The organism is Streptomyces sp. NBC_00466 (genome assembly GCF_041433995.1).
Classification (GTDB): domain Bacteria; phylum Actinomycetota; class Actinomycetes; order Streptomycetales; family Streptomycetaceae; genus Streptomyces.
Map to the genome: position 1 here is coordinate 5,638,255 of NZ_CP107896.1, position 16,890 is coordinate 5,655,144.

The 16,890-nt window shown below is 69.9% G+C and carries 19 protein-coding genes; 14 read left to right on the forward strand and 5 right to left on the reverse strand.

Features of this window, described 5'->3' with window-relative positions:
- The first annotated feature begins 72 nt into the window (after window positions 1-72).
- From OG210_RS25285 to OG210_RS25295, 3 genes are all read left to right on the forward strand, one after another.
- Window positions 73-1,026 (forward strand): heme o synthase, encoded by a 954-nt coding sequence (locus tag OG210_RS25285; RefSeq protein ID WP_371540480.1) that lies wholly within the window; start codon window positions 73-75, stop codon window positions 1,024-1,026.
- 132 nt (window positions 1,027-1,158) lie between these two features.
- Window positions 1,159-1,509: a hypothetical protein gene (locus OG210_RS25290; protein WP_328325465.1), complete on the forward strand. Its 351-nt coding sequence runs from the start codon at window positions 1,159-1,161 to the stop codon at window positions 1,507-1,509.
- Between the two features lie 62 nt (window positions 1,510-1,571).
- Window positions 1,572-2,666 (forward strand): amidohydrolase family protein, encoded by a 1,095-nt coding sequence (locus OG210_RS25295; protein ID WP_328325464.1) that lies wholly within the window; start codon window positions 1,572-1,574, stop codon window positions 2,664-2,666.
- 22 nt (window positions 2,667-2,688) lie between these two features.
- On the opposite strand, the gene OG210_RS25300 is transcribed toward OG210_RS25295, so the two are convergent.
- The 3 genes from OG210_RS25300 to OG210_RS25310 all read right to left on the reverse strand — a co-directional run bounded on the left by OG210_RS25300 (window position 2,689) and on the right by OG210_RS25310 (window position 5,468).
- A complete protein-coding gene (locus OG210_RS25300) occupies window positions 2,689-3,687 on the reverse strand; it encodes a COX15/CtaA family protein (RefSeq protein ID WP_328325463.1) in 999 nt (332 codons plus the stop codon).
- Between the two features lie 90 nt (window positions 3,688-3,777).
- Entirely contained in the window at window positions 3,778-4,545 is a 768-nt protein-coding gene (locus tag OG210_RS25305) for an ABC transporter permease (RefSeq protein WP_328325461.1), read from the reverse strand.
- Window positions 4,542-5,468 carry an ABC transporter ATP-binding protein gene (locus OG210_RS25310; RefSeq protein WP_328325459.1) on the reverse strand — a complete coding sequence of 309 codons (927 nt, stop codon included), beginning with the start codon at window positions 5,466-5,468 and terminating at the stop codon, window positions 4,542-4,544. Before OG210_RS25310 ends, OG210_RS25305 begins: the two co-directional genes overlap by 4 nt.
- Before the next feature lie 165 nt (window positions 5,469-5,633).
- Between OG210_RS25310 and OG210_RS25315 the strand changes: the two genes are divergently transcribed.
- The 9 genes from OG210_RS25315 (at window position 5,634) to OG210_RS25355 (ending at window position 13,827) form a co-directional block, all read left to right on the forward strand.
- Complete coding sequence (locus OG210_RS25315) at window positions 5,634-6,371, forward strand: metalloregulator ArsR/SmtB family transcription factor (protein ID WP_328325457.1); 738 nt, start codon at window positions 5,634-5,636, stop codon at window positions 6,369-6,371.
- The gene (sufB, locus tag OG210_RS25320) at window positions 6,368-7,789 is read left to right on the forward strand and encodes a Fe-S cluster assembly protein SufB (protein WP_164263422.1); all 1,422 of its coding nucleotides are present in this window, start codon (window positions 6,368-6,370) and stop codon (window positions 7,787-7,789) included. Before OG210_RS25315 ends, sufB begins: the two co-directional genes overlap by 4 nt.
- A gap of 66 nt (window positions 7,790-7,855) precedes the next feature.
- Window positions 7,856-9,037 (forward strand): Fe-S cluster assembly protein SufD, encoded by a 1,182-nt coding sequence (gene sufD / locus OG210_RS25325; RefSeq protein WP_328325454.1) that lies wholly within the window; start codon window positions 7,856-7,858, stop codon window positions 9,035-9,037.
- Window positions 9,037-9,357 carry a bifunctional 3-phenylpropionate/cinnamic acid dioxygenase ferredoxin subunit gene (locus tag OG210_RS25330; RefSeq protein WP_328325452.1) on the forward strand — a complete coding sequence of 107 codons (321 nt, stop codon included), beginning with the start codon at window positions 9,037-9,039 and terminating at the stop codon, window positions 9,355-9,357. The genes sufD and OG210_RS25330 overlap by 1 nt, the downstream gene beginning before the upstream one ends.
- Window positions 9,358-9,364: 7 nt before the next feature.
- Window positions 9,365-10,156, forward strand: coding sequence for a Fe-S cluster assembly ATPase SufC (gene sufC / locus OG210_RS25335; RefSeq protein WP_327298281.1), 792 nt, complete (start codon window positions 9,365-9,367; stop codon window positions 10,154-10,156).
- A complete protein-coding gene (locus OG210_RS25340) occupies window positions 10,153-11,409 on the forward strand; it encodes a cysteine desulfurase (RefSeq protein ID WP_328325450.1) in 1,257 nt (418 codons plus the stop codon). Before sufC ends, OG210_RS25340 begins: the two co-directional genes overlap by 4 nt.
- Window positions 11,410-11,440: 31 nt before the next feature.
- Window positions 11,441-11,896, forward strand: coding sequence for a Fe-S cluster assembly sulfur transfer protein SufU (gene sufU / locus OG210_RS25345; protein WP_266858166.1), 456 nt, complete (start codon window positions 11,441-11,443; stop codon window positions 11,894-11,896).
- A complete protein-coding gene (locus OG210_RS25350) occupies window positions 11,893-12,231 on the forward strand; it encodes a metal-sulfur cluster assembly factor (protein WP_327298283.1) in 339 nt (112 codons plus the stop codon). Before sufU ends, OG210_RS25350 begins: the two co-directional genes overlap by 4 nt.
- Before the next feature lie 258 nt (window positions 12,232-12,489).
- Window positions 12,490-13,827 (forward strand): hypothetical protein, encoded by a 1,338-nt coding sequence (locus tag OG210_RS25355; protein ID WP_328335372.1) that lies wholly within the window; start codon window positions 12,490-12,492, stop codon window positions 13,825-13,827.
- Here the strand turns inward: OG210_RS25355 and OG210_RS25360 are convergent.
- Window positions 13,811-14,827 (reverse strand): hypothetical protein, encoded by a 1,017-nt coding sequence (locus OG210_RS25360; RefSeq protein WP_328325448.1) that lies wholly within the window; start codon window positions 14,825-14,827, stop codon window positions 13,811-13,813. The two genes, OG210_RS25355 and OG210_RS25360, sit on opposite strands and share 17 nt — an antisense overlap.
- A gap of 217 nt (window positions 14,828-15,044) precedes the next feature.
- Between OG210_RS25360 and OG210_RS25365 the strand changes: the two genes are divergently transcribed.
- On the forward strand, window positions 15,045-15,365 hold the full coding sequence (locus tag OG210_RS25365; protein ID WP_328325447.1) for a multidrug efflux SMR transporter: 321 nt from the start codon (window positions 15,045-15,047) through the stop codon (window positions 15,363-15,365).
- The gene (locus OG210_RS25370; RefSeq protein WP_371538807.1) at window positions 15,365-16,003 is read left to right on the forward strand and encodes a TetR/AcrR family transcriptional regulator; all 639 of its coding nucleotides are present in this window, start codon (window positions 15,365-15,367) and stop codon (window positions 16,001-16,003) included. Before OG210_RS25365 ends, OG210_RS25370 begins: the two co-directional genes overlap by 1 nt.
- Here the strand turns inward: OG210_RS25370 and OG210_RS25375 are convergent.
- Window positions 15,993-16,865 (reverse strand): winged helix-turn-helix transcriptional regulator, encoded by an 873-nt coding sequence (locus tag OG210_RS25375; protein ID WP_328325443.1) that lies wholly within the window; start codon window positions 16,863-16,865, stop codon window positions 15,993-15,995. The two genes, OG210_RS25370 and OG210_RS25375, sit on opposite strands and share 11 nt — an antisense overlap.
- Window positions 16,866-16,890: the final 25 nt, after the last annotated feature.

Consider the following 16,890-nt stretch of genomic DNA (forward strand, 5'->3'; position numbering starts at 1 on the left):
GAGTGGCGTGGTACGCGCAAGTCTTTACCGGCCCTTCACGGTCGGAACTTGCTGGGAAATTCTCTGTCAGGGGTGTACGTGACGGCCGTCGAGTCCCGACCCGCAGGGGTCGTCCTGACTCCCAGCCCGGGGGCCCATCGGCCATTCGGGGCCCGTGTCAAGGCTTTTGTGGCGCTGACCAAGCCGCGGATCATCGAACTGCTGCTGATCACCACCGTTCCGGTGATGTTCCTCGCCAAGCAGGGCGTGCCCAATCTGTGGCTGGTCCTGGCGACCTGCTTCGGCGGTTATCTCTCCGCCGGCGGCGCCAACGCGTTCAACATGTACATCGACCGCGACATCGACGCGCTGATGGACCGCACGTCGCAGCGTCCGCTGGTCACCGGCATGGTGTCGCCGCGAGAGTGCCTGGTCTTCGCCTTCGCGCTGGCCACGTTCTCCACCCTCTGGTTCGGGCTGCTCATCAACTGGTTCTCGGCGGCGCTCTCGCTGGGCGCGCTCCTCTTCTATGTCGTCGTCTACACGATGATCCTCAAGCGCCGTACCTCGCAGAACATCGTCTGGGGCGGCATCGCGGGCTGTATGCCGGTGCTCATCGGCTGGTCCTCGGTCACGGACTCCATGTCATGGGCCCCGGTCATCCTCTTCCTGGTGATGTTCTTCTGGACGCCGCCCCACTACTGGCCGCTGTCGATGCGGGTCAAGGACGACTACGCCCGCGTCGGGGTCCCGATGCTGCCGGTGATCGCCACCAACCAGGTCGTGGCCAGGCAGATCGTCATCTACAGCTGGGCGATGGTCGTTGTGTCGCTGCTGCTGACCCCGCTCGGTTACACGGGCTGGTTCTACACGGTGGTGGCGGTGCTGGCCGGCGCCTTCTGGCTGCGGGAGGCGCACGCGCTGCGGAGCCGGGCCAAGAACGGGGTGACGGGCCCCAAGCTCAAGGAGATGCGGCTCTTCCACTGGTCCATCACCTATGTGTCGCTGCTCTTCGTGGCGGTCGCGGTGGACCCCTTCCTGCGGTAGGGCCCGCATTCCCCTGCGGCTGGGCTCCCGTCCGGATCCGCGCCAGTACTTCCCGCCATGGGCAGGTGCAGTGGTTCACGCCACTGGGCCTGCCCATCGCGCGCTCCACTACCCGCTAGTAGCATAACGGCCATGGCAGACACGCAGGTTGACGAGAAGCGGGACGCCCGAGCCGACCGGAAGACGGCCAGGCTCGCCCGGCAGATCCAGGCCTTCGGCCGGGAGCACGGCGGCGCGGAGGCGCAGCTCGCGTACATCGGTGAGCGCGGCGCCCGCATCGTGCTGGTGGGCGAGGACGGCGGCTGGGGAGACCTGGTGGCACCGTCGTACGCCATGGCGCAGAGCGCGACCGAGCAGGCGGGGGTCACCGTCCACGAGTCCTTCGACGGCGATCTCGCGGCCAAGGTCCGCACCGGCCCGTACGAGTGGAAGCGGATGGCCGGTATCCAGCTCGGCGGCTCCCGGGCCGGTGCCGACGGCTGAGGGCAACACCTGGGGGCGGGTTTCCGCGTTAGGGAGGAGAACAGCCCGAAGCGGAGGCCCGGATGATCGAGACACCCTGCCTGGTGGACCAGTACTGCCACGGCGTGCTCCGCACCGAGCTCGGTCTCGGGACCTTCGAGGCGCATCTCGGCGGCACCCCCGGGCCGCCCGCCCCCGGCACCACCTTCTTCGACACCCAGACCGGCTTCGCCGTACGCCGCTGGTGTCCGCCGCTGCTCGGTCTGGAACCGCACTGCGCCCCCGCGCGCTACCTCGCCCGCCGCAGGGAACTCGGCGTGCCGGAGGTGGGCAGACGGCTGCTGCGCTCCAGCGGGATCACCACCTTCCTGGTGGACACCGGGCTGCCCGGCGACCTCACGGGCCCCACCGAGATGGCCTCGGCCGGTGACGCCGACGCCCACGAGATCGTCCGCCTCGAACTCCTCGCCGAGCAGGTCGCCGACACCTCGGGCACCGTCGACTCCTTCCTCGCGAACCTGGCCGAGGCGGTGCACGGAGCGGCCGGCTCCGCCGTGGCCTTCAGCTCGGTCGCCCCGGTACGGCACGGACTCGGCCTGGCGCCCGATCCGCCGGGCGCCGGCGAGGTGCGCGGCGCAGCGGGCCGCTGGCTCGCGGACCGCCAGGTCGGCGGCAGCCTGACCGATCCGGTGCTGCTGCGCCATGTGCTGTGGAACGCCGTCGCGTCCGGCCGCCCGCTCCAGCTGCACATCGGGGCGGGCGATCCGCTGCTGCTGACGGACTTCATCGCTGCCGCGACCGGACTCGGCACCGATCTGGTGCTGCTGCACGGCCATCCGTACCACCGGCAGGCCGCGCAGCTGGCGAGCGTCCACCCGCATGTGTACGCCGATCTGGGCCCGGCCCTGGCGCACACGGGGGCGCGGGCCGCCGTCGTGCTCGCGGAGATCCTGGAGCTGGCGCCGTTCGGGAAGCTGCTGTTCTCCAGCGGCGCCCGTGGGCTGCCCGAGCTGCATGTGGTGCGTGCGCGGGTGTTCCGCGAAGCGCTGGCCCGGACGCTGGGCGGCTGGGTCGAGGACGGCGCCTGGTCGCACACGGACGCGACGAGGGTCGCCGGAATGATCGCGGCAGGCAACGCCCGCCGCGTCTACGGCCTCGAAGGGGCGGGCAGCCAGTGAAGCGGCACTTTGACGACCGGCCCTAGACGGCGGTGAGTGCCGTGTCCTCCGACTGTGCGGGGATCTCCGCATCGGTCGTCGGGCGCTCGCGGAGCGAGAGCAGCACCCGCAGTACACCGATCCACATCAGTGACGCGCCGAGCATGTGCAGCCCGACCAGGATCTCGGGGGTGTGGGTGAAGTACTGGACGTAGCCGATCACGCCCTGGGCCATCAGGATCAGGAAGAGATCACGGGCCCGGTGCAGCGGTCCGGTGGGCGCGTCCACCGCCTTCAGCACGAACCAGAGCGCCGCGGTGAGCGCCACCACGACCCAGGCGAGGTCGGCGTGCAGCTGCGCGATCATCGTCCAGTCGACCGGGATGCGCTCCACCTCGCTGGTGTCGCCCGCGTGCCGGCCCGCTCCCGAGACGACCGTACCGACCGCGATCAGCCCGGCCGACGCCACGACGAGCAGCCAGGTCAGCTGGACGACCGCCTTGCCCACCAGGGGACGCGGCGCGCCGTCGCCCTCGCGGGTGCGCTGCCAGGTCAGTACGGCGACCGTGAGCAGCGCGGTGGCCAGCAGGAAGTGCAGGGCCACCGTGTACGGGTTCAGGCCCACCAGCACCACGATGCCGCCCAGCACGGCGTTGCCCATGACCACCCAGAACTGGGCCCAGCCGAGCCGGGTCACCGAGCGCCGCCACGGCTTCTCCGAGCGGGCGGCGATGATCGTCCAGCCGACCGCCGCGCACAGGACGTACGTCAGCATCCGGTTGGAGAACTCGATGGCGCCGTGGACGCCCATCGCGCTGGTCGTGGTGAGGCTCTGGTCGGTGCACTTGGGCCAGGTCGGGCAGCCGAGGCCGGAACCGGTGAGCCGCACTGCCCCGCCGGCGACGATGATGACCACAGCCAGTACGACGGCCGAGAGCGCCGCGCGCTGGACGGTCCGGGGGCCCGGAGTCCAGCGGTCGGCGATGAAGGCGAGTGGATTGCGCACGGCGCCAACGGCTTCGGCGCGGGTCAGTTTCGGCACGGGGACATCGTAGGCCGGGCGCTTGTGCGTACTTTCACGAGGGGGCGCTTTCCACCCCCATCGCGCTTTCTGCTCCCATCGGAAGTCTTTCTACTCCCATCGGAAGTACCGGGCGGCCGCGCCCAGTCCGAGCACCGCCCACACCGCGACGATCCCCAGATCGCCCCACGGCATCGAGGCGCCGTGCTGCAGGACGTCCCGCAGCCCGTCCGAGAGCGCCGAGACCGGCAGCAGCTCCAGTACGGACCTGACGCCGCCGGGGAACTTGTCCATCGGCACGATCACCCCGCCGCCGACGAGCAGCAGCAGGAAGACCAGGTTGGCCGCGGCCAGCGTGGCCTCCGCCTTGAGCGTCCCCGCCATCAGCAGGCCCAGGCCCGAGAAGGCGGCCGTACCGAGGACGAGCAGCAGCAGGACGGCGAACGGGTTGCCCTGCGGCGACCAGCCGAGCAGTAGCGCGATCACGGTCAGCAGGACGATCTGCAGGACCTCGGTGACGATCACGGCCAGGGTCTTGGAGGTCATCAGCGCCCAGCGGGGGAGCGGTGAGGCACCGAGCCGCTTGAGCACCCCGTACCGGCGCTCGAAGCCGGTGGCGATGGCCTGCCCGGTGAAGGCCGTGGACATCACGGCGAGCGCCAGGATGCCCGGGGCCAGGAAGTCCACCGACCTGCCCGCTCCGGTGTCGACGATGTCGACCGCGGAGAAGAGGACGAGCAGCAGCGAGGGGATGATCACGGTCAGCAGCAGCTGCTCACCGTTGCGCAGCAGCATCTTCGTCTCGAAGGCGGTCTGCGCGGCGATCATGCGGGACAGCGGGGCCGCCCCCGGCTGCGGGGTGTACGTACCGGCGCTCATGCGCGCAGCTCCTTGCCGGTCAGTTCCAGGAAGACGTCTTCGAGGGTGTGGCGCTCGACCGAGATGCGGTCGGGCAGCACCCCGTGCTGGGCGCACCAGGAGGTGACGGTGGCGAGCAGCTGGGGGTCGACCGTACCGGTGATCCGGTAGCTGCCCGGGGTCAGCTCGGTGGCCGCCGAGCCGTCCGGGAGCGCCTTCAGCAGCGAGCCGACATCGAGCCCGGGCCGGCCGCCGAAACGCAGGGTGTTCTCGGCGCCGCCGCGGCAGAGCTCCTCGGGGGTGCCGTGCGCGACGGCCCGGCCCGCGTCGATGATCGCCACCTCGTCGGCGAGCTGCTCGGCCTCGTCCATGAAGTGGGTGGTGAGTACCGTCGTCACCCCGTCCGCGCGCAGCTCCCGCACGAGATCCCAGGTGGACCTGCGGGCCTGCGGGTCCAGGCCGGCGGTCGGTTCGTCCAGGAAGACCAGCTCGGGGCGGCCCACGACGGCCATCGCGAGGGCGAGCCGCTGCTGCTGTCCGCCGGAGAGCCTGCGGTACGCGGTGCGGCCGCAGCTCTCCAGGCCGAGCCGCTCGATGAGGGTGTCGACATCGAGGGGGTGCGCGTGCAGTTTCGCCATGTGGCGGAGCATCTCGTCGGCGCGGGCGCCGGAGTAGACGCCGCCGGACTGGAGCATCACCCCGATCCGGGGGCGCAGCCGGGCCGCGTCGGCCACCGGGTCGAGACCCAGGACCCGGACGGTGCCGGCGTCGGCGCGGCGGTAGCCCTCGCAGGTCTCGACGGTGGTGGTCTTGCCTGCGCCGTTGGGCCCGAGTACGGCGGTGACGGTGCCCGCGCCGACCGTGAGGTCCAGGCCGTCCACAGCGGTCTTGGCGCCGTACCGCTTGACGAGGCCGCGGACCTCAACGGCGGGATCTGTACTCATACGGGGGAGTCTACGAAGCGGGCGGGGCGCGGATCGTACAGGGGGCGGAGGCCATGGGGGAACAGGCATCCCGCCCTGTTTAGGTAGCCCTAAGTGATCGAAGCCACCGCTTGAGTCCCCGATCTTCACTTGTCGCGCGCCGGGGAATTACGCAACAATGGCGTTGTGAAAAACGTCGGCGAGGCTCCAGTCGGTACGACTGCGCAGGAGGAACTCGCGACCGGTGAGCGGTCCACCCGCAACCGCGTCGCGCGCTCCATCCTGGACCACGGCCCGTCCACCGTCACCGAGCTCGCGGGACGTCTGGGGCTCACCCCGGCGGCGGTCCGCCGCCATCTCGATGCCCTGGTCACCGACGATGTGGTCGCCGCCCGCGAGCAGCGGGTGTACGGCGCCAGGACCCGGGGCCGTCCCGCCAAGGTCTTCGCGCTCACCGACTGCGGCCGCGACGCCTTCGACCAGTCCTACGACCAGCTCGCCGCCGACGCACTGCGCTGGATCGCCCAGCGCTCCGGTGACGACGAGGTCATGGCGTTCGCCCGCGACCGGCTCGAATCCCAGGCGGCGGCGTACCGCGAGGCCATCGACGCCGCGGCGCCGGAGAACCGCGCCGAGGCTCTGGCCAAGGCGTTGACCGCCGACGGGTACGCTGCCACGGCGCGAAACGCCCCGGTCGGCGAGCAGCTCTGCCAGCACCACTGCCCGGTGGCTCATGTCGCCGAGCAGTTCCCTCAGCTCTGCGAGGCGGAGACCGAGGTCTTCTCCCGCTTGCTCGGGACCCATGTGCAGCGTCTGGCCACCATCGCCCACGGTGACGGTGTGTGCACGACGTTCATTCCCAACACCGCCCATCAAGCAACTGATTCAGCATCCGCCAGCACGGCCGGGAGGAACCCCGCATGACTCTCCCCACGGAGACTGCCCACCCCGAACTCGAGGGCCTGGGTACGTACGAATTCGGCTGGGCCGACTCCGACGTGGCAGGTGCCGCAGCCAAGCGCGGCCTGTCCGAAGCTGTCGTCCGCGACATCTCGGCGAAGAAGAACGAGCCCGAGTGGATGCTGAAGCTGCGTCTCAAGGGCCTCAAGCTCTTCGGCAAGAAGCCCATGCCCAGCTGGGGCTCCGACCTCTCGGGCATCGACTTCGAGAACATCAAGTACTTCGTGCGGTCCACCGAGAAGCAGGCGGAGTCCTGGGAGGACCTGCCGGAGGACATCAAGAAGACGTACGACAAGCTCGGCATCCCGGAGGCGGAGAAGCAGCGCCTCGTCGCGGGTGTCGCCGCCCAGTACGAGTCCGAGGTCGTGTACCACCAGATCAACGAGGAGCTGGAGGCGCAGGGTGTCATCTTCATGGACACCGACACCGCGCTGAAGGAGCACCCGGAGCTCTTCCAGGAGTACTTCGGCACGGTGATCCCGGTCGGCGACAACAAGTTCGCCTCGCTGAACTCGGCCGTGTGGTCCGGTGGTTCCTTCATCTACGTGCCGAAGGGCGTGCACGTCGAGATCCCGCTGCAGGCCTACTTCCGTATCAACACGGAGAACATGGGCCAGTTCGAGCGGACGCTGATCATCGTCGACGAGGACGCCTACGTCCACTACGTCGAGGGCTGCACCGCCCCGATCTACTCCTCCGACTCGCTGCACAGCGCCGTCGTCGAGATCATCGTGAAGAAGGGCGGCCGCTGCCGCTACACGACGATCCAGAACTGGTCGAACAACGTCTACAACCTCGTCACCAAGCGTGCCGTGGCGTACGAGGGCGCGACCATGGAGTGGGTCGACGGCAACATCGGCTCCAAGGTGACCATGAAGTACCCGGCCGTCTACCTGATGGGCGAGCACGCCAAGGGCGAGACCCTGTCGATCGCCTTCGCGGGCGAGGGCCAGCACCAGGACGCCGGCGCCAAGATGGTCCACATGGCCCCGAACACCTCCTCCAACATCGTCTCCAAGTCGGTGGCGCGAGGCGGCGGCCGTACCTCCTACCGCGGTCTGATCGAGATCGGCGAGGGCGCCGAGGGCTCCAAGTCCAACGTCCTGTGCGACGCCCTGCTCGTCGACACGGTCTCCCGTTCGGACACATACCCCTATGTGGACGTCCGCGAGGACGACGTGTCCATGGGCCACGAGGCGACCGTCTCCAAGGTCTCCGACGACCAGCTCTTCTACCTGATGAGCCGCGGTATGACGGAGTTCGAGGCGATGGCCATGATCGTGCGCGGTTTCGTCGAGCCGATCGCCAAGGAGCTCCCCATGGAGTACGCCCTGGAGCTCAACCGGCTGATCGAGCTGCAGATGGAGGGTTCAGTCGGCTAGCAGCCGCCCGCCCCGCTCATCGCCCGACCCCGACGTATCCATCAGAAAGCGAGCACGACGACAGCCATGGCTGAGGCTCAAAATATTCCAGCGGGTTCCACCACTGCCGGGTCCATCGCGGTGGCTGCCGAGTCCACCGTCGCCACCCGTATGAGCGCGCCGCCGTCCTTCGACGTGGCGGACTTCCCGGTCCCGCACGGCCGTGAGGAGGAGTGGCGGTTCACTCCGCTGGAGCGGCTCAAGGGGCTGCACGACGGCACCGCCGTCGCGACCGGCGCCGGTATCGAGGTCGAGGTGTCCGCCCCCGAGGGCGTCCACGTCGAGACCGTCGGCCGCGACGACGCCCGCATCGGGCGGGCCGGCACCCCGGTGGACCGGGTCGCCGCCCAGGCGTACACCTCCTTCGAGAAGGCCTCGGTCGTCTCGGTGCCCAAGGAGACCGTGCTCAGCGAGCCGATCCGGATCGCCGTGCGCGGCGTCGGCGGCGTCGCCTACGGCCACCAGGTCATCGAGCTGGGCGCCTTCGCCGAAGCCCTCGTGGTCATCGACCACACCGGTGACGCGGTGCTCGCCGCCAACGTCGACTACATCCTGGGCGACGGCGCGAAGCTGACCGTCGTCTCCGTCCAGGACTGGGAGCCCGGCGCCGTCCACGTGGCGCAGCACAACGCGCTGGTGGGCAGGGACGCCTCGCTCAAGTCGGTCGTGGTCACCTTCGGCGGCGACGTCGTACGCCTTCACCCGCGCGTGCAGTACGCGGGCCCCGGCGGCGACGCCGAGCTCCTCGGGCTCTACTTCACCGACCACGGCCAGCACCAGGAGCACCGCCTCCTCGTCGACCACAACGCGCCGCACTGCCGGTCGAACGTGGCCTACAAGGGTGCGCTCCAGGGCCAGGACGCGCACGCGGTCTGGATCGGCGACGTCCTGATCAGGGCCGCGGCCGAGGGCACCGACTCGTACGAGCTGAACCGCAACCTCGTCCTCACCGACGGCGCGCGGGTCGACTCGGTCCCGAACCTGGAGATCGAGACCGGCGAGATCGCCGGAGCGGGCCACGCCTCGGCCACCGGCCGCTTCGACGACTCGCAGCTCTTCTACCTCCAGTCCCGGGGCATCCCGGAGGCCGAGGCCCGCCGTCTGGTGGTCCGCGGCTTCTTCGCCGAACTGGTCCAGCAGATCGGTCTGCCGGACGTCGAGGAGCGCCTGCTCGACAAGATCGACGCCGAGCTGCAGGCAGCCGTCTGATGGCCGCCTTCGTCAGGGCCTGCGCGCTGAGCGAGCTGGAGGACGACACCCCGAAGCGGGTGGAGCTCGACGGCACGCCGGTGTCCGTGGTCCGCACGGAAGGGGAGGTGTTCGCGATCAACGACATCTGCTCGCACGCGAACGTCTCCCTCTCCGAGGGGGAGGTCGAGAACTGCACCATCGAGTGCTGGCTGCACGGTTCCAGTTTCGACCTCCGCACCGGCAAGCCGTCCGGCCTTCCCGCGACGCGCCCCGTCCCCGTTTACCCCGTAAAGATCGAAGGGGACGATGTGCTCGTCTCCGTATCCCAGGAGTCCTGAGTCACCCATGGCAACGCTTGAAATCCGCGACCTGCACGTCTCCGTCGAAACCGAGAACGGTACGAAGGAGATCCTCAAGGGCGTCGACCTGACCGTGAAGCAGGGCGAGACCCACGCCATCATGGGCCCGAACGGCTCCGGCAAGTCGACGCTGGCGTACTCCCTCGCGGGGCACCCCAAGTACACGATCACCAGCGGCACCGTCACCCTCGACGGGGAGGACGTGCTGGAGATGACCGTCGACGAGCGGGCCCGCGCCGGCGTCTTCCTCGCCATGCAGTACCCGGTCGAGGTCCCCGGCGTCTCCGTCTCCAACTTCCTGCGTACGTCGGCCACCGCCATCCGCGGCGAGGCGCCGAAGCTCCGTACCTGGGTGAAGGAGGTCAAGACGGCCATGGAGACCCTCCAGATGGACCCGGCCTTCGCCGAGCGCAACGTCAACGAGGGCTTCTCCGGCGGTGAGAAGAAGCGCCACGAGATCCTCCAGCTGGAGCTGCTCAAGCCGAAGATCGCGATCCTCGACGAGACGGACTCCGGTCTGGACGTCGACGCGCTGCGCCAGGTCTCCGACGGCGTCAACCGCGTCCGTGAGGGCGGCGAGGTCGGCACCCTGCTGATCACCCACTACACGCGCATCCTGCGCTACATCAAGCCCGACTTCGTGCACGTCTTCGCGAACGGCCGGATCGCCGAGTCCGGCGGCCCCGAGCTCGCGGACAAGCTGGAGAACGAGGGCTACGAGGCATACACGAAGGGTGCCCCCGTGAGCGGAGCGAACCCGGAGGAGGACGTCGCGTGACACAGCTGCCGGGCCTCCTGGACACCGACGCGATCCGCAAGGACTTCCCCCTGCTGGATCGTGTGGTCCACGACGGGAAGAAGATCGTTTACCTGGACAACGCGGCGACCTCGCAGAAGCCGCGCCAGGTACTCGACGCGCTGAACGAGTACTACGAGCAGCACAACGCCAACGTCCACCGTGGCGTGCACGTGCTCGCGGAGGAGGCCACGGCGCTGTACGAGGGCGCCCGCGACAAGGTCGCCGCCTTCATCAACGCGCCGAGCCGCGACGAGGTGATCTTCACCAAGAACGCCTCCGAGTCGCTCAACCTCGTGGCCAACATGCTCGGCTGGGCCGACGAGCCGTACCGCGTCGACCACGAGACCGAGATCGTCATCACGGAGATGGAGCACCACTCCAACATCGTGCCGTGGCAGCTGCTCTCGCAGCGCACCGGCGCGAAGCTGAAGTGGTTCGGCCTCACCGACGACGGCCGCCTCGACCTGTCCAACGTCGAGGAGATCATCACCGAGAAGACGAAGATCGTCTCCTTCACGCTGGTCTCCAACCTGATGGGCACGGTCAACCCGGTCGAGGCGATCATCCGGCGCGCCCAGGAGGTCGGTGCGCTCGTCTGCATCGACGCTTCCCAGGCCGCACCGCACATGGTGCTCGACGTGCAGGCGCTGCAGGCCGACTTCGTGGCCTTCACCGGCCACAAGATGGTCGGCCCGACCGGGATCGGCGTCCTCTGGGGCCGTCAGGAGCTCCTTGAGGACCTCCCGCCGTTCCTCGGTGGCGGCGAGATGATCGAGACAGTGTCGATGCACTCCTCGACCTACGCCCCCGCGCCGCACAAGTTCGAGGCGGGTACGCCCCCGATCGCCCAGGCCGTCGGCCTGGGAGCGGCCGTGGACTATCTTTCGTCGATCGGCATGGACAAGATCGCCGCGCATGAGCACGCGCTCACCGAGTACGCGATGAAGCGTCTCGGCGAAATCCCGGACCTGCGGTTCATCGGACCGTCCACGGCCCTGGACCGCGGCGCGACGATCTCCTTCACGCTCGGCGACATCCACCCGCACGACGTGGGCCAGGTCCTCGACGAGCAGGGCATCGCGGTCCGGGTCGGCCACCACTGCGCACGGCCGGTCTGCCTGCGGTACGGAATTCCTGCGACCACGCGAGCGTCGTTCTATCTGTACTCCACGCCCGATGAGGTCGACGCGCTGGCGGACGGGCTGGAGCACGTACGGAACTTCTTCGGCTAGACGGACGACGACACCGGGTAGGGACTGGATCGTGAAGCTGGATTCGATGTACCAGGAAGTGATCCTGGACCACTACAAGCACCCGCACGGGCGCGGTCTCCGTGACGGCGACGCCGAGGTGCACCACGTCAATCCGACGTGCGGTGACGAGATCACACTGCGTGTGCGGTACGAGGGCGACCGCATCGCGGACGTCTCGTACGAGGGCCAGGGCTGCTCCATCAGCCAGGCCAGCGCGTCCGTGATGAACGAACTGCTGGTCGGCAAGGAGCTGGGCGACGCCCAGAAGATCCAGTCGACCTTCCTGGAGCTGATGCAGTCCAGGGGGCAGATCGAGCCGGACGACGCGATGGAGGAGGTGCTGGAGGACGCCGTCGCGTTCGCCGGTGTCTCGAAGTACCCGGCGCGCGTCAAGTGCGCGCTGCTGAGCTGGATGGCGTGGAAGGACGCGACGGCGCAGGCGCTGTCCGAAGGGAAGACCGCATGAGCGAGAACGAGACCGCCACGATGAAGCCGGCCTCCGAGGAGGAGGTCCGCGAGGCGCTGTACGACGTCGTCGACCCCGAGCTGGGGATCGACGTGGTCAACCTGGGCCTGATCTACGGCATCCACGTGGACGACGCCAACATCGCCACACTGGACATGACACTGACGTCCGCGGCCTGCCCGCTGACCGATGTCATCGAGGACCAGGCGAAGTCGGCCACCGAGGGCATCGTCAACGAGCTGAAGATCAACTGGGTGTGGATGCCGCCGTGGGGCCCGGACAAGATCACTGACGACGGCCGCGAGCAGCTGCGCGCGCTCGGCTTCAACGTCTGACGGTCCCGCCGCCGCCCAACTGCCCTCCCCGTACTGCCGATACGGCCCCGGTGCTCCGCGCACCGGGGCCGTATTGTGCTGTTCGCCTTCCGTACGTACGGTGTGCGCGCCCCGTTGGCGCGGAGACCGGAGCCTTCTCGTCGACGACACCCCACCGCCATCCCCCACGACGAGAGGGTTCCCGTGCAGATCTCTGCCACCCCGTTCCGCCGCTCCTTCCGTCCGAGGACCGGTATAGCCGTCGCCGCAGCGAGCGGACTGTTCTCCCTGGTGCTCACCGGCGCCAACGCCCCCGCGCACGCGGCGGGTTACGGAACGCCCACGGTCTCCCTCTCGGCCGCCTACCTCTCCGGCGCGGTCGGCGCCACCGGTGACCCCGCCGTCACCGTCACCGTGGGGCAGAGCGGTGCGGACGCCTCGGCGCTCACCGTGGCCGCGTCGGCCAGTTCCAAGTCCTCCGTCGCCGGGACCGGCGACGTCTCCGTCACGGGCAGCGGCGCCACCCGCCGGGTCACGGTCGGCGCCCGCGCACAGGGCTACACCGACCTCACCCTCAAGGTCACCGGTCTCGGCGGCAAGACCGCCACCAAGACCCTGCACTACGCCGCGTCCGCCGCGGTCCAGCACAGCGCGGACACCCGCTACTTCACCGGATCCTCCGACGCCTCTGCCGCCGTCTCCGTCGGCGGTGGCTATGTGGTGGTGGCCGACGACGAGTCCAACACCCTGCGGCTCTACGACGGTTCGGTCTCCGGGGCGCCGGTGCGGACCTGGGACTTCAGCGACGAGCTCGGTGTCAGCAAGGAGGTCGACATCGAGGCCGCGGCCCGGGTCGGCGACACGGTCTACTGGACGGGCTCGCTGGGCAACAACAAGGACGGCGAGTACAAGCCCGACCGCAACCGGATCTTCACCACGAAGGTCACCGGCTCGGGCGCCGACACCCAGCTGTCCTTCGGCGGCTCGTACGCCAAGCTCCGTGACGACCTGGTCGCCTGGGACAAGGCCAACGGCGACCGCTACGGATTCGCCGCGGGCACCGCGGACGGCCAGGTCCCCAAGCAGATCGACGGATTCAACGTCGAGGGGCTGGAGTTCGCGCCCGGTTCGTCCACCACGGCCTACGTCGGCTTCCGCGCCCCGCTGGTGCCGCCGGAGAACGGCGGAAAGGCGCTCATCGTGCCGGTCACCAACATCGACAAGGTGGTCACCGGCAAGAAGGCCGTCTTCGGCACACCGATCGAGCTGGACCTCGGAGGGCTCGCCATCCGGGACATCCGCAAGAACGCGGCCGGCCAGTATCTGATCGTCGCCGGTTCATGGGCCGCCGACGACAACTCGGACCCGTACGCCCTCTACTCCTGGGACGGTGTCGCCGGGCACGCCCCCGTGAAGCGGGCCGATCTGCCGACCAGCGACCCGGGCGGCTGGGAGGCCGTGGTGGACGTACCCGACCTGAACGCGGCCGGGGCGCGCGCCCAGCTGATCACCGACGACGGTTCGGCCGACCTCTACGGGGACGGCACGGAGGCGAAGGACCTCACCCACGACGAGTGGAAGAAGTCCCGCGCCACCTGGTTCACCGTGGGGAAGTGACGTTCGGCGGGTGCTGCCCGGCGGGCTCTCCGGCCGCCGCCTCGATGAGCACCGGTCCCAGTTCCTCCCGGCGTATCCGGTGGTCGACGTAGAGCAGTCCCGTCACCAGCTGCGGGAAGGTCACCGACACGATCCGGCTGAGCGTCTGGCCCAGCAGGGTGACCGCCAGATAGCTGGTGACACCCGCCAGCACCTGGGCCGCGCTCGGGTCGGACGCGGTGTCCAGGGGGAGCCGCAGGCTGTGGAACATCCCCAGCATGGTGAAGGGGAGCTGGACGAAGGAGCCGGCCGTGGTGCCGAGTACCAGGGCCAGGAGCGAGATGCCGCAGACCCGCCACCAGGCGCCCCGCACCAGCCGGGCCGACCGGCGCAGTGCGCCGACCGGCCCCTGGCGCTCGAACACCGCGGCGGCCGGGGCCAGGCTGAAGAGCACCCAGAGCCATGCGGCCAGCGGCAGCAGGACCAGCCCGCCGAGCCCGCCCACCACCAGCGCCACGGCGCCGCTGTGCATGGTGACCGCCGCGACGACGACAGCGACCGTCGCCCCCGCGATCAGCAGCAGCGGCACCATGATGATCAGCCCGCTCAGCAGTACGGTGCCGGTCACCGGAAGCACCCGTGACCAGGCCCGCCGCCAGACGGCCCGGAAGGACGTCGGCCGGCCGAGCACCGCCTCCTGCAGCACGGTCGCGCAGGTCGCGTAGACCATGGCCGAGCAGACCATGTTCAGCAGTACGGCGCCGATCAGCACCCCGGAGAACCCCAGCACCACGGGACCGGCCTGGCTCCAGGTGATGTTGGACGTCTCGGGTGCGTGGACGATGCCGTGGATCCGGCCGGAGAGCGACGCGTAGAGGACCGCGAGCGCCGCGGCGATGACCGCGGCGGCGCCGACGTACACCACAGCCGCCACGCCGAGCAGTTGCTTCCAGTACCGGCCCACCGTGGATATCGCGCCGTTGAGGATGTCGCTGAGCTGGAGCGGCTGCAGGGGTATCACGCCCGGCTTGGCCGCCTGGGGAGGCAGCGGGGCGCCCCATCCCGGCGGGCCCCACCCCGCAGGCCCCCCGTGCGGCGTACTTCCGTACGCTCCTGCCCACCCCGAGTCCTGTGCCACTGCCCGCTCCGTTCCTCGTGCGTCGTCCGTCCGGATTTCCGTACCGGATTCCTGTCGGACGGCATACCGTAGCCCGTGACTGATGTGTACGGTCGTACGCATGCCCTATGTACTGCTTGCCGCGGCCATCGCCGCAGAGGTCGGCGGGACCACCGCCATGAAGTACAGCGACGGATTCAGCCGGCTGTGGCCCTCGCTGGCGACGGCGGCCGGCTATGTGCTCGCCTTCGTCCTGCTCGCCCAGGTGCTCAAGTCCCTTTCGGTGGGGACCGCTTACGCGATCTGGGCCGGCACCGGCACCGCCGCCATCGCGGCCATCGGCATGGTCTTCCTGGGGGAGTCGCTGAGCGTGGCGAAGCTCGCCGGTATCGCCCTGGTCATCGGTGGGGTCGTCCTGCTCAATCTGGGCGGCTCGCACTGATGGCCCGGCGCTACGACCCGGACCGCCGGGACCGGATCATCGACGCCGCGATCCGGGTCGTCGGCGACCAGGGCATCGCAGGGCTGAGCCACCGCTCGGTCGCGGCGGAGGCCGATGTGCCGCTCGGCTCGACGACGTACCACTTCGCCACGCTCGACGAACTGCTGGTCGCCGCGTTGCGGAAGGTCAGTGACGAGCCGCGGACGGGCGTCGAGGGGTGGGCGCGGGCGCTCGCCGAACCGGGCGAAGGGCTGGCCGGCCGGCTCACCGCGCTGCTCGGGCGGCTCGTCAGCGGGGACCGGAGCCGGGTGCGGCTGGAGTACGAGCTGTATCTCGCCGCACTGCGCCGTGAGGCCCTGCGGCCCGTCGCTGCGGAGTGGCTGGACGCCTCCGTGGAGGTCGTCCGGGCCCATGTCGGCGGTGACGCCGCCACGGCCCGTGCAGTGGTGGCTCTGGTCGACGGGCTGCTGATCCAACTCCTGGTGACAGGGCGGGCGTTCGATCCGGACGAGGTGCGGGAGGCGCTGGTCCGGATCATCGGGGGCCGGGATGATCCGGCCTCCGGTGACGCAGGCCCCGCAGCGCCCGCAGGCCCCGCAGCGCCCGGGCCCCCCGCGGATCCCACCCTCAGCGGCTGACCGCGGCGAGCGCCGCCCGCACGCTGTCCTCGATGTCCGTGACCGGGTACAGCGCCTCGCGGACGGTCCGGTCCCGGTCCACCACCAGGGTCAGCCGCTTCAGCCTGCTGACCCCCGCCGTGCGGAAGGTCGGCAGCCGCAGTGCGGCCGCCAGCTCCAGGTCCGCGTCGGAGAACAGCGGGAAGCGCAGCTTCTCCTTCTCGGCGAACGCCCGCTGCTCGTCCGGGCGCTGGGTGGAGACCCCGTGCACGGCCGCCCCGGCGGCGGTGAACTCCGCCAGCCGGTCGCGGTACGTGCACGACTCCAGGGTGCAGCCGGAGGCCCCCGGAATCCCGGCCCAGCCGGGCGGGTAGGAGGCCCGGTCGGCGTACGCGGCGGGGAAGCAGTACAGGACGGTGTGCGCGGCGGCCGGGTCGACCGGGTCCAGCGGGCGCCCGTCCGGGCCGGTGAGCCGCAGCTCGGGGACGCGCGTGCCGATCAGGCCGCGCACCCGCTCGGCCTCCTTCGATGTCTCACCGGCCGTCGCCATCGTCGCTCCCTCTCCCAGGATCCAGGTGTCCCCCCAGTCTTGGAGGGCGATCAGCACCGGAAGCAGCGCGCTGCCCCGCGGGGTGAGCAGGTACTCGTACCTGACCGGACGGTCCTGGTACGGCTCGCGCCTCAGCACCCCCGCGTCCACCAGTAGACGCAGCCGCTCCGTCAGTACCTTGCGGGACATCCCCAGTTCCCGCTGGAGCGCGTCGAAGCGGTGCACCCCGCGCGCGGTGTCCCGCACGATCAGCAGCGTCCACCAGTCGCCCACGACATCGAGGGCCTGGGCGATCGCGCAGTCGGCGTCGTCCAGGCGAGTGCGCTGAGTCATGGCCGCTCCGTCCCGGTCCCGTCGT